At 59.0% G+C, this 12,032-nt stretch carries 11 protein-coding genes; 2 read left to right on the forward strand and 9 right to left on the reverse strand.

The window, feature by feature from the left end:
• Positions 1 to 59: 59 nt before the first annotated feature.
• The gene (gene dapA / locus AB4N98_RS25205; RefSeq protein ID WP_267864189.1) at positions 60 to 914 is read right to left on the reverse strand and encodes a 4-hydroxy-tetrahydrodipicolinate synthase; all 855 of its coding nucleotides are present in this window, start codon (positions 912 to 914) and stop codon (positions 60 to 62) included.
• 282 nt (positions 915 to 1,196) lie between these two features.
• Positions 1,197 to 1,694: a VOC family protein gene (locus AB4N98_RS25210; protein WP_017528459.1), complete on the reverse strand. Its 498-nt coding sequence runs from the start codon at positions 1,692 to 1,694 to the stop codon at positions 1,197 to 1,199.
• Positions 1,695 to 1,933: 239 nt separating this feature from the next.
• Between AB4N98_RS25210 and AB4N98_RS25215 the strand changes: the two genes are divergently transcribed.
• Together AB4N98_RS25215 and AB4N98_RS25220 are read left to right on the forward strand one after the other, a co-directional pair.
• Complete coding sequence (locus tag AB4N98_RS25215; protein WP_017528458.1) at positions 1,934 to 2,809, forward strand: AraC family transcriptional regulator; 876 nt, start codon at positions 1,934 to 1,936, stop codon at positions 2,807 to 2,809.
• 115 nt (positions 2,810 to 2,924) lie between these two features.
• Positions 2,925 to 3,644, forward strand: coding sequence for a type 1 glutamine amidotransferase (locus AB4N98_RS25220; RefSeq protein WP_017528457.1), 720 nt, complete (start codon positions 2,925 to 2,927; stop codon positions 3,642 to 3,644).
• A gap of 62 nt (positions 3,645 to 3,706) precedes the next feature.
• Here AB4N98_RS25220 and AB4N98_RS25225 read toward each other — a convergent pair whose 3' ends face one another.
• The 7 genes from AB4N98_RS25225 to AB4N98_RS25255 form a co-directional block, all read right to left on the reverse strand.
• Positions 3,707 to 5,044: an MFS transporter gene (locus AB4N98_RS25225; RefSeq protein WP_017528455.1), complete on the reverse strand. Its 1,338-nt coding sequence runs from the start codon at positions 5,042 to 5,044 to the stop codon at positions 3,707 to 3,709.
• Positions 5,045 to 5,131: 87 nt separating this feature from the next.
• Positions 5,132 to 6,103 carry an EamA family transporter gene (locus AB4N98_RS25230; RefSeq protein WP_032883464.1) on the reverse strand — a complete coding sequence of 324 codons (972 nt, stop codon included), beginning with the start codon at positions 6,101 to 6,103 and terminating at the stop codon, positions 5,132 to 5,134.
• A 587-nt stretch (positions 6,104 to 6,690) separates the two neighbouring features.
• Positions 6,691 to 7,473, reverse strand: coding sequence for a hypothetical protein (locus tag AB4N98_RS25235; protein ID WP_223495731.1), 783 nt, complete (start codon positions 7,471 to 7,473; stop codon positions 6,691 to 6,693).
• Positions 7,474 to 7,547: 74 nt separating this feature from the next.
• The gene (locus AB4N98_RS25240) at positions 7,548 to 8,276 is read right to left on the reverse strand and encodes a hypothetical protein (protein WP_017528451.1); all 729 of its coding nucleotides are present in this window, start codon (positions 8,274 to 8,276) and stop codon (positions 7,548 to 7,550) included.
• 165 nt (positions 8,277 to 8,441) lie between these two features.
• Positions 8,442 to 9,149 (reverse strand): hypothetical protein, encoded by a 708-nt coding sequence (locus AB4N98_RS25245; RefSeq protein WP_223271464.1) that lies wholly within the window; start codon positions 9,147 to 9,149, stop codon positions 8,442 to 8,444.
• 499 nt (positions 9,150 to 9,648) lie between these two features.
• A complete protein-coding gene (locus AB4N98_RS25250) occupies positions 9,649 to 11,511 on the reverse strand; it encodes a TonB-dependent siderophore receptor (protein ID WP_065878969.1) in 1,863 nt (620 codons plus the stop codon).
• A 21-nt stretch (positions 11,512 to 11,532) separates the two neighbouring features.
• The gene (locus AB4N98_RS25255) at positions 11,533 to 12,024 is read right to left on the reverse strand and encodes an Lrp/AsnC family transcriptional regulator (RefSeq protein WP_017528448.1); all 492 of its coding nucleotides are present in this window, start codon (positions 12,022 to 12,024) and stop codon (positions 11,533 to 11,535) included.
• Positions 12,025 to 12,032: the final 8 nt, after the last annotated feature.

The raw sequence follows: 12,032 nt of genomic DNA on the forward strand, positions 1-12,032 counted from the left end.
TTTCAACAATGTGGGAGGGCGCAAACCCCTCCCACATGGGTTCTTGGTTGCTCGCGGGGCTAGCTGAGCAGGCTGTTCAGTTGAGTCCGGGTCGCGTCGCTGGCGCTTTGCAGCGGAGCCCGCAACTCGCTGCCGATCAAGCCCTGTAACGCCAGGGCGGCCTTCACGGGGGCCGGGTTGGGTTCAATGAACAAGGTGTTGATCAGCGGCAACAATGCGAAGAACGTGGCCCGCGCTTCGACCCATTGGTTATCCCGTACTTGCTGGCACAGCGCCACGAACTCTTCGGTGCGCACATGGGCCGACGCCGCAATCGCCCCCGTGGCACCCAGGCACAGGGCGTTGAAGATCTGCACATCCTCGCCGCACAACACGTCCACTTCACTACTGGCCAACAGCGCCAAGGTATTACCCAGGTTGCCGCCACAGTCCTTGATCGCCACGATGCGCTCATGGGCGACGATGCTCAGCAAGGTGGCCTGCTCAAAGGTCGCGCCGGTGCGGTAGGGAATATCGTAGAGAATGATCGGCACGCTGGACGCATCCGCCACGGTGCGAAAGAACGCCGCAAGGCCGGCCTGGGACGGGCGGATGTAACTTGGCGCCGGCACCAGCAAGCCCGCCACCGGGCGCTTGAGGATTTCGCTCTGAAACCCCAACAACTCAATCTGGTTATTGCCTGCCAGGCCCATCACCACACGGTGCGCGGGCGCCACTTGCAACACCGCATCCAGCACCGCCAGTTGTTCCTCTCGGCTGAGCGCGGCAGCTTCGCCGGTGGTGGTGCACACCATGATCCCGGCCACGTGCTTTTCCAGCAGATGGCCGACCAGCCGGCGCAGGCCGATGAAGTCGATGGCGCCGTGATTGAACGGTGTGACTACGGGAACCCAGATACCTTGAAACGATGACATGCATTTTCTCCTGAGGATGGACCAGTCAAGTCACCGTCAGAAGGGCAGGGGCAATTGTGCAAGGGGGGAGGGAGTCCGCGCTCAATGTCCTGTCAGCTCATCTGACGGGACAGCGCGCCCCGGTCACATGAGCGACTGTTTCTTCGATTTGAGGGCGTGCGCCACGCAACCTTGCGCCTTGGCAACCGAGCCAATGACGTAAAGGTTAACCCACGTGGTTGCGGACATAAGCTGACACACCCTGAAGAAGGGCTCCATCTTCAGGGGATGTCAGCAAATGTGTCAAGTATGACCTGCTGAATGCCCAGCCACGGCGGCTTCGATGGCGGCAATGTCGATTTTTGTCATGGTCATCATCGCTTCAAACGCACGCCGAGCTATTTGCGGATCGGTGTGTGCCACCGCATCCGTCAACACGCGAGGCGTGATTTGCCACGACAACCCCCACTTGTCCTTGCACCAGCCGCAAGCGCTGGGCTGGCCGCCGTTGTCGATAATGGCGTTCCAGTATCGATCCGTTTCGGCCTGATCATCGGTGGCGATCTGGAACGAGAACGCCTCGCTATGGGTAAACATCGGGCCGCCGTTCAAGCCGATGCAAGGGATGCCCAGTACGGTGAATTCGACGGTCAGTACGTCGCCTCGTTTGCCGGACGGGAAATCACTCGGCGCCCGGCGTACGGCGTTCACCGCGCTGTCGGGGAAGGTCTTGGCGTAAAAGTTGGCAGCCTCCTCGGCGGTGCCGTTGTACCAGAGGCAGAGGGTGTTTTTAGCAGTCATGTTGGCTCTCCACGGAGTGAGTGGTCCCAGGAGTCTAGTTTTTTTCAGGTCCTTCGTGGCATCAAGTGGCGTGAGGCGGCTGGACAATGCGCGCGTTGGCTCTGCAAGCGACTTCGCGTTGAAACCACAGGCATAACCCCGCGTAAATGCCGGGCGTCCATTTGAGCAAACACAGCTAGGCGCGGGTCGATGCAATCGCCCAAGCTAGTGCCTGGCGTATATCCAGGAGCCTTTATCCAGTGTCTGACTTGCCGAGCAATGCCGCCTACAGCAAACGTTTCGATGCGGTACTCGCCTTTATCGAAGCGAACCTTGAAGGCGACCTGTGCGTGAAGACGTTGAGCCGTGTGGCGAATTTTTCGACGTTTCACTTTCACCGGCAATTCACCGCGTTCGTGGGCGTGCCGGTTTCACGTTATGTGCAACTGATGCGACTACGGCGCGCGGCGCACGGCTTGTCTTCCAGGGCTGATTATTCGGTGCTGGACGCCGCCGTTGGGGCGGGCTTCGAAAGCCCCGAAGCGTTTTCCAGAGCATTCAGGCGGGCGTTCGGTATGGCGCCGAGCGCCTTTCGAAAACGACCGGATTGGCACGTGTGGAACGCGGTATTCGCCATCCCTCATTTTTCCAGGAGCGTTGTCATGCAGGTAAGAATTGTAGAGTTTCAAGCCGTCAGGGTTGCCGTCCTCGAGCACTGCGGTGCGCCAGCGCGGGTGAGTGAAAGCGTGGGTCAATTTATCCAGTGGCGCCTGCACAGTGGACAGTCGCCGGTGGCATCCAGTCGCAGTTTTGGTATTGCGTTCGGTAACCCTGATACGACCCCGGCCGATGAGTTCCGGTTTGCGATCTGCGGCGAAGTGCGCGAGGCGGTAAGCGCGAATGAGTTTGGCGTGACTGAGCGCGTTATCCCCGGCGGGCGTTGCGTCGTGGTGCGGCATACGGGCTCGCCGGATCACATCGCAGAATCGATTTATCCGATCTATCGCGATTGGCTACCCGGCAGTGGCGAGGAGCTTCGCGACCACCCGCTGTTCTTCGATTACCTGAGTGTTTTCCCCGAGACACCGCAGGATCAGTGGCAGACCGATATTTACGTGCCGTTGCAATCGCTTTGAGCTTGTAAATGACACAATGTGTCATTAGTATGCGCCTTGTGTCTTTCCGGGCTGGTCGGATAAGGCATTGACCCCTGGTAGCCGTGCGGCCTGCGCTCATTTTAAAGGTGAAGAATTGAACGTCCATTTTCTGGTGCATGAGTCTTACGAAGCCCCCGGTGCATTTGAAGGCTGGGTAACCGCTCGCGGTTATCAAGCGACGTATTCGCGCGTCTACCTGAATGAAGCGCTGCCGGCCGATGCGGGCTCATTCGACCTGTTGGTGGTGCTGGGTGGCCCACAAGACCCGGCGACTACGCCCGCACAATGCGCGCATTTCGACGCCGCGGCCGAGTGTCAGCTCATTCACACCGCCATTTTGTCGCGACGCGCTGTGGTTGGGGTTTGCCTGGGGTCGCAATTGATAGGCGAGGCATTGGGGGCCGCTTTCGACCACAGCCCCGAGAAGGAAATCGGCAAATTTGCGATTTCCCTGACCGCTGAGGGGTTGGCTAATCCAAAGTTTTCGCACTTTGGAAGCACCTTGGACGTCGGCCATTGGCACAACGACATGCCAGGGCTTACCCCGGATGCCAAAGTCATTGCCCACAGCGAGGGTTGCCCGCGTCAGATCGTCGAATACACGCCTTTGGTGTATGGCTTTCAATGCCATATGGAACTCACCAGAGACGTCGTGGAATTGTTGATCCAGGCCTCTGAAGCGCAATTGCGAACGCTCACCGACCACCGCTTTGTTCAGCAGCCCGCCGAGTTGCGAGATAACGATTACGCTGAAATGAACCAGAAGCTGTTTGTGTTTTTGGACAAGCTGGTCGCCGATTACCAGGCAGGATGAAACCAGGGGTAGGTCGCGCAGTCTCGCCGGTGTTCGACATCGTTGAGCGGCAACGCGCGAACCTAACGCGAGGGCAACGGCGCTGCGCCTTTTTCCTCCGAGCCCACGTCATGCAGGGAAATTCTCGACGTCTCCGGCAACGCCAACCCGCCGGCCAGCGCCAGCAACGCCACCGCGATCAGATAAAACGCCGGTGACAGGTTGCTGCCCGTGGTGCTGATCAACCAGGTCGCCATCAGCGGCGCGGTGCCGCCGAAGATCGTATAGGCCATGTTGTAGGTGATCGCCGAGGCGGTATATCGCGTACGGGTGGGGAAAGTTTCCGACAGCAACGCCGCCGTGACCACCCCACATAACACCGCACCCACCGCCAGCAACATCACGCCGACGACCGACGCCGCGAACGAACCGGAACTGGCCATCAAGAACGAGGGGTACACCACCACCATCAACAATAGACACGCTGTCATCACCGTGACCCGACGCCCCACTCGGTCCGAATACAGCCCGGCCAGCGGGCAAATGGCCGCTGCGAAAATCAGGGCAATCAGCGACACCAGCAACGCAACCGCCCGACTCAGCCCGCCCGCCACTTGCAGGTACGTCGCGAAGTAGGTGGTGAACATATAAAACGACAGCGCCGTCAGCGATACAAAAGCGCCCAGGCAGCAGATCGCCGCAGCATGGTGACGCAGGGTGTCCTTGAGCGGCGAATGGGCGACCGCGTGTTCCTGTTTCACGGCCTGGAAGGCGGGCGTCTCATCCAGTTTCCAACGCAGGTAAAGCCCCACCAGACCCAACGGTGCGGCGATCAGGAACGGCAGGCGCCAGCCCCAACTGCCCATCGCTTCGCCAGACAATGACGCTTCAAGGGCATACGCCACCACTGCTGCGGCGGCGAAGGCCGAGAACGTCGACACCGGCACGAAGCTGCCGTACCAGGCGCGTTTGTCGCTGGGCGCGTGCTCCATCAGATAGGCACAGGCCCCGGCGTATTCGCCCCCGGCCGAGAAGCCCTGAGCGCAGCGGATCAGCGACAACAGAATCGGCGCCGTGACACCGATGGCAGCGTAGGTGGGGAGCAGGCCGATCAAGGTTGTGGCGCCGGCCATCAGCAGGATCGTCATGGCCAGGGTGCGCTTGCGGCCAATGCGGTCGCCGAGCATGCCGAAAAAAATCCCGCCCAGGGGTCGAAAGGCGAAGGCCACGGCAAATACCGCGAAGGTCTTGAGCAGCGCCGCGCTGGCATCGCCGCTGGGGAAGAACTGCTGGGCGATGGTGGTGGCGAGGAAACCGTAGACGGCGAAGTCAAACCATTCGACGAAGTTACCGATGCCGGCGGCGATGATCACCTTTCGCAAGGTTTGGGGGCTGACCTGTTCGGTGGAAGGGCTCGTCATGGGGGAACGCCTCGGGATGCGCCAATAGAGCGCTGATTATCCGAGGCGGCGCTCAGGTGGCGACGTTCAAAAGAGGCCTCTGCATAGTCAGCAGCGACCTGATGGGCTCGATCCAGGCAAGACCTGCGCCTTGACGGGCGGGCGGGGCGACGTGCGATAAGTCAGCAGCACGATGGCCGTCACCACAATGACACCCCCCAGCATCTGCCCGACGCTGAGCAGTTGGTCGAGCACGATCCAGCCCATCAGCAGCGTCGCCAGCGGCTCAATGTTCATGACCGGCGCGTTTCGCGGCATATCCAGGCGAGGTACCGACATGAACAACACGATAAAGGCGGTGCCATACAGCACCACCAACGTGGCCAGCGCCAGCCAGCCGGTCGCGGTTGCCGGCGTGTCGAGGCCGCCGGGCAGGGCGCCACTCAGGCCCGCAAAGTTGACGCTGGCGAACACGATGAAGATCGTCAGCAGGCTGCGCACGGAACCGCGTACCTGGGACAACTTGTGGTCGGTGATCCACAGCGCGCAGGCAAATACCCAGGCGGCGCAGAAGGCCAGGGCGACGCCGACCAGCCATTGCGGGCCATTGCCGGCCTCGCTCGACAGGCGCCCGGGCACGTCCAGTACAAACACCAGCCCCACCAGGATCAACCCCATCAGCAACGCAGTGCGAGCAGTGGGGCGCGGGCCACCCAATGCCCAGGTAAGCAGTGCCAGCAACATCGGAAACACGTTGGCTACCAGCAACGCCAGCGCGACCGGTATACGGGCTACGGCGGAATACAGGCACAGGCTTTGAGTGGCGATGAGCAGGCCCAACAGCACTTGCCAACGCCAGGCACCCGGCGGCAGGCGCAGACTTTGGCGTTGCCACAGCACCCACCCGGCCAGCACCAACAACGTGCCGCCGGAGCGCAGCAAAATCGCCAGCAGCACACCGGCGCCATCGTCAAAGGCAACGCGCGCAGCGACATGATTGCCGGCGAAGGCGCAGCCCATGCAGAGCAGAATCAATACCGCGATAGGTCGGGAGAAGAGAGCGGGGGCAGGGGGTGTCATGATCAGAACTCGGGCAATGGCGCCATTGTCGAGAATGGCTATTTATTGTTAGGTTGTCGTACGACTTGAGGGGCTTTTTTAGCGCGTTTGGAGGGCAGGGGCAAGGAGGAATTTTAGAGTGCGGCCTTAATGCTGGGCATTTTCGGCTTTTTTTGCTGGGTTTTATGCGTGGTTTGTTTGGCGGGGATAGATAAGGCTGAGCCAGTTCTGTCCTAGAGGTCGTACGACTTCAAGAACTGGCTCTTACCGCGTGGCTAGACCTCCTTGAACCTCGCCATCTGGATTCCGGGTGCGCCCTGGGCAATGCAGATGACCGAGATCTGTGGTCGATTCCCGTCTCTGAGGAGGTAACGATCATTCACCGTAGGCCCGGTCAGGGGAAGGCAGTTTGGAACATCCCAAAGAAGCGTGCCTGCACTTACGTAAGGCCCGCCGTTGGCAACGACTGTGTTGGTCGCTGAGCTATACACTTGCGTCATAGTGGTATCCATCCCTTTTGCGTTATTAAGAAGCGGGGCCCAGTGCCGAACCCACCGTTGCAGGCTATGACGGGCGGTCGAATGTCGGTAAGTATCGTTACCGTAACGCTACTTGGGATAAGGGCCCGGGGAGAACGCATTGATGGACGTATCAAAGTGAATGCCAGCCTGATTCTGTGCATCGAACGGTACTTGCAGGTATCGACTGAGTTGGAACGTTGAGCTCACGCCAACCGAGGCGTAGGAATACGATGAGTAAGCGAATAGAGGGGTGAATACGCTGGTCGGCAACACACTGCCGCTACTGATATCGCTGCCTACCAACGCCCATACAACCGCTGTTGGCTGTGAAATATAGCGAGTCTGAAAGCGGTTCAGCGTGAAGAGGTTGAGCGCTGACGGCGTGTCGGGTTTGCCGGATGCGCTGTCGTAAATATAGAGCGCCAACCCCGTGATCAACGCCTGCGAGTCGGGGGGAGCATCGTAGTAGATACCGATACTGCCGTCCTTGCCTTTGCCGTTTCCATTAATTTGCACGCCGTTGAAGACATAGCTGTTGCCATAGGCGACGGGGCTTGTCATGCCCATATTAATCACCTCGACAGAGGCGACGGTGCCATTGGCTATATAAAGGTTGGCGTCCTGTTCAATCACCAGGTTCATCGAGTCGCCGATGGGGGGCGGTAAAGTGATCGCAATGACGGTGTTATTCGCCTCGGAGGCCGGGTTGGGCACGGCGATGACAATCGATTGATTATTGGCATTCAAAAACCTCCTCGCATCGGTATCCAGGTAGAGGGTGAGCTGTAATGTCCCCGCCTGGCTAATGAGGGCAAACAAGCCTGCTGCAACGCCTGCGCATAACCGAAGCCACGGCTTGTATCGAGCCACGGGACACCTCTACAGGAATAAAAAACCCGTTTGCGCTGAAACGCAAACGGGCGATACCCAGTCATTAATCCCGATCAGCCGCCCGAGTTAATAATGGTGCCAATGGTCGACCCTGAGCTGACCGGAGACACCGACGGCGTCCCGGCCAGGTTGGTAATGGTGTAAGTGCTCGCCAACACTTGCAGATCGTATTCGATGGTACTGGCGGAAAAAGAGAAGGTGCAGCCCGGCGCCGAGACTACGGCCTGTACGTTACCCGACTGCAGGTTTTGCTGTGCGGCTACCAGCAGGATGTTTTCCAGTGGTTTCATCACGATCGAGCCCTGAGGGTTCAACGTGAAGGCACAGAACGGCAGGTATTGGGTGCCCGAGGGAGTGGTCACGAGGCCCGCAAGGCCCACCGTCAGGGGCGGGGTACCCGAAGGGCGATTATTGAACAGCCCCAGGCTGTCGGCGGGCACGCTGGCGACGCCGCCAGAAACGAAGGTGCCGTCCTGATTGAAGGTTTGCGCACTGCCAAGTGGCAACGCGGTGGAGATCGACTGCATTTGAATCGTCGTATCGGCCGCGATGTTACCTTGGGTGGTGACGTACAGCTTGTACATAGGCTGGTAGTCGATATCGACTAACCCGAACATAGTGCCGAACGGTACAGCGAACCACGTCGGTACACCCGTGGTGAGTTGGTTAGGACCTACTGCGCCCTTATAGGCCAACAGGTTGTAACCCTGGGTCTGCAACTCCTTGAGTACGGCCTTTTGATCGGCTGAGTTGAAGTCAAACTCTATCGTGAACGTCGTCATTTTTTCACCGTTAATCCCTAACGCATTAAAGTTTGTCAGCCGCTTGATCCGCGCGACTGTTTAGTTGAATCACCGGACTGTTTTGCGCATCCCGGTGATTCAATTCGCAGGTTAGGGAGAGGTGTCAGCAAGGGTAAGTATCGTTACCGTAACAATGCGTCGCCGTTAAGTGGCCACGGCGCGCCCTGGTGTTACACCGCCGTCTACCGCAAGAAAACCCTGGAGGGCATGACAGATTGACGACGCCAGTTCCTGTTGATGGGCGATCGCGGTGTAGGCCGCGCGATTGAATTGTTCCGACCAGGCCACATAGCCGGTTGTCACGTCGATCAAACGCACGGACGTTCTAACGCGCTCTGAATCAACATGAACGCTGCCTTCCAGGCGGTGACCAATGCCCTCATGCGCAAACGCGGCAATGGTTTTATCGGGCGCGTAAAGGGTGCGAGTGCCTGCATAATCGACGATTATTTTTCGTCCCAGGTTTTTGTATAAGTGGTGGGTCAATTCTTCGTGCAGCCCTTCGGTAAAACAGAGCCAGCCTGCGTTTGAAGAAAGACATTTGAAGGGGCAGATACAAAACACACTGGCGGTTTGAGCGCCGTCGAGATTGATCGAGCAGCGCTGGAAAGTCGGCATGTAACACCCCAGGGGAATCACTATTCTCAACTTCGCGTCTGCACCGTAAGTGGCATAGTAATTCTTCAATTTCGCCCTTAAGCGGCCCACTTGAACGCGAACCACCGGGTCGTCCCCCGTGCTGTACGAAACCGGGTTTCGGTCAAATACACCGATGCCAATGGCGTATTCACTGGTATCCCGCACGGACTCCCGAATCGCCTGTTCAACCAGGTAAGTCAGCAAGCGACTCATACGTGGGGAGTGCTTGAATATATCACTGGATAACAATATGTCTCTGGCGGACCTGATATCACATGGTTCAACAAGGTCGCGACCCAAATACGTGAGACGTGTATCAGTCATAGCAAAATTTCCTCTGCGTCCGTTCATAGAAAAAGTGCTTGCATGCTAAATGACTGAGTTCGATACGCTCCTGCGCAGCCTGGTATTTGCCAATTAGCATGGTTCACAACGGCTGCCCATTGCGCTCGAATCAAAACGTTTTTGTGAATGTCTATCGCCGTCAAACTGCTTTTCAACTTGCTCCGGTAGTCTAGTCCCTAATCGACCGCTGCCTAAGTATCTTTACCGTAGCGCGCTCCAGGTTCGCCGCCGGCTACTCACGGGCGAAGCTGTCGAGGTTCAGCGGGGCTGTGCAGCCCCGCGCGGGACACGCCCGCTCACCCCAACAGCCTATTGGCCCCTGGATTTTTCGCTCAGCGAAAGTTGGGTAGATACCTATGCCTATCGGTCAGAACGTGTACTTGGCCGTCAGCATCATGTTGCGTGGGTTGCCGTAGGCGTCGCCGCCGTAGTCCGCGGAGTTGGCGATGGTGGAGTAGTAGCGGCGGTCGAAAATGTTGTTGGCGTTGAGTTGCAGGTCTATGTGTTCGTTGACCTTGTAGCCGGCCATCAGGTCGGTGACGGCATAGGCGCCCTGTTGCAGGCGGTAGCTGCTGCCATTCGCCAGTGCGATGTCGTTGTACATGCGGCTCTGCCAGGAGATGTTGCCGCCCACGCGGAATTTTTCCAGCGGGCCCTGAAGGTTGTAGCGGGTGGTCAGTTTGAACAGGTGCTCCGGTGTGTCGGTGTCGAACTGCTGGTTAACCTTTTGCGGGTTGGCGTCATCTTTGATGGTATGGGTTCGCGCGTAGGTGTAGCCACCGCCGACCTGCCAGTTGTCGGTCAGCGCGCCTTGCAGTTCGAAGTCGATACCCTGGCTGCGGATCTCGCCGGAGGCTTCGTAGCACTCGGTCTGTGGGCAGTTTTGCACGGTCACTTTGGTGGCGCGGTTTTGCTGGTCGACACGGAACAGCGCCACGCTCGCATTCAGCGCGCCACCGAGGTATTCGCCTTTGATGCCGACCTCGTAGTTCTTGCCGACAATCGGCTTGACCGGCGTACCGGCGGTGTCCTTGGCACTCTGCGGGGTAAAGATATCGCTGTAGCTGACGTACACCGAATGTTGGTCGTCCAGCTCGTAGATCAGGCCCGCGTAGCGCGTGAGGTTGCGGGTGACCTTGTAGTCGCTGGCGTTGCTGCCATGGGCGTCGTAGTCATACCAGTCCAGGCGCCCGCCGAGGATCAGCTTCAGCGGGTCGGCCAGGCTCAGGCGCGTGGTGAGGTAGAAACCGTCCTGGGTGGTGATTTCACGGGTGTCGGTGGTATGGAGAAAGTCCGGTTTGCCGGCTGTCAGCGGCCAGTAGCTGTCATACGGGCTGTAGTCATGGGTGGTCATGTCGTAGATGCGCCGGCTGGCGCCCACCACCAGTTCATGGGTGCGCCCGAACGCCTGGAACGGGCCGCTGGCAAAGGCATCGACGCCGGCCTGGTTTTCATCGTAGGCGGCCTGGTAGACCGTGCGCGCCAGCGTCTTGTCGGCGGCCCAGCGCGATTGGTAAGAGCCGGAGAACAGCGCATTCTGTTCGGCGTAGTTGGCGTTGATTTGCAGCTTCCAGTCATTGGCCAGTTGCTGGCGCAGTTCGGCGAAGACGGTGTTGATTTCCTGGTCTTTGTTCTCCCAATCGGTGCCTGGGTTGTAGGCGCGCGGCAGGTCTAAATGATGGCCGTCCCGACCGATCATGGAGGCGCCCCAGAAATAGTTGGTTTTGTCCTTTTGGTTCGAATAGCCGAGGGTCAGGGTGGTGTCCTCGCTCAAGTCGGCCTCGGTGACGGCGTAGAACAGGCCGTGATACTCCTCGGCGTGATCGATAAAGCTGTTGGCGTCGCGGTACGAGGTGACAACCCGGCCACGCCAGGTGCCGCTGTCATTGAGCGGGCTGGAGGCGTCGAGTTCGCCACGGTAGTCGTCCCAGCTGCCGGCGGCCCCGGTTAGGGTGACTTTCTGTTCATCCAGCGGGCGTTTGCGGATCAGGTTGATGGCCGCCGAAGGGTTGCCCGCGCCGGTCACCAAGCCGGTTGCGCCGCGCACGACTTCGACGCGATCGAACATCGCCAGGTTCGGCTGGGCGCCGACCGATGCGCCTTTGTAACCGCTGGGGATGCCGTCATACATGAGGTTGTCGATGTCGAAACCGCGTGCGGTATAGGACTGGCGGCCAGGACCATTGGAATAGTTAAATTTTTCACGCCCATTCGGCAGGCTTTTTGCCACTACCTGCCGAAATTGGCCGCTTCAATCGCGCTGTGGAATCGCCACCCGACTCGTCGCTTTCACCTCGCGCAACGCCAGGCTCGACTGGATCGACGCAATCCCCAACTGGCGCCTCAGCACGCTCTCGACAAACTCGCTGTAGCTGTCCAGGTCCTCGGCCAGCACTTGCAACAGGTAATCCGCATCGCCGGTGATCTTGTGGCACGACAGCACCTGGGGCAGGTCCCGGACCACGGCTTCAAAGGCATCCGGCGCGTGATCGGTGTGGATGGCAAAGCGCACATGCACAAACGCCATGATGTCCAGCCCGAGCATCTTGCGGTCCAGGTTGGCCTGGTAGTCCTTGATCACGCCTTCTTCCTCCAGGCGTTTGCGCCGACGCCAGCAGGGCGTGAGGCTCAGGGCCAGGCGCTCGCTCAGTTGGGCGTTGGAAATACTCGCATCCTCCTGCAACAGGGCGAGGATGGCGAGATCGGTGTCGTCAAGAGCGACCTGTTTGGTTTTATTTTTCATAAATGGCT

It is taken from the genome of Pseudomonas sp. S3_E10, assembly GCF_054667615.1.

What these genes read in the sequence shown, in the direction of transcription:
- AB4N98_RS25230 (WP_032883464.1), bottom strand. Translation starts at nt 6,103, where the DNA reads ATGACACCCCCTGCCCCCGCTCTCTTCTCCCGACCTATCGCGGTATTG.
- AB4N98_RS25245 (WP_223271464.1), bottom strand. Translation starts at nt 9,149, where the DNA reads ATGAGTCGCTTGCTGACTTACCTGGTTGAACAGGCGATTCGGGAGTCC.
- AB4N98_RS25240 (WP_017528451.1), bottom strand. Translation starts at nt 8,276, where the DNA reads ATGACGACGTTCACGATAGAGTTTGACTTCAACTCAGCCGATCAAAAG.
- dapA (WP_267864189.1), bottom strand. Translation starts at nt 914, where the DNA reads ATGTCATCGTTTCAAGGTATCTGGGTTCCCGTAGTCACACCGTTCAAT.
- AB4N98_RS25225 (WP_017528455.1), bottom strand. Translation starts at nt 5,044, where the DNA reads ATGACGAGCCCTTCCACCGAACAGGTCAGCCCCCAAACCTTGCGAAAG.
- AB4N98_RS25255 (WP_017528448.1), bottom strand. Translation starts at nt 12,024, where the DNA reads ATGAAAAATAAAACCAAACAGGTCGCTCTTGACGACACCGATCTCGCC.
- AB4N98_RS25210 (WP_017528459.1), bottom strand. Translation starts at nt 1,694, where the DNA reads ATGACTGCTAAAAACACCCTCTGCCTCTGGTACAACGGCACCGCCGAG.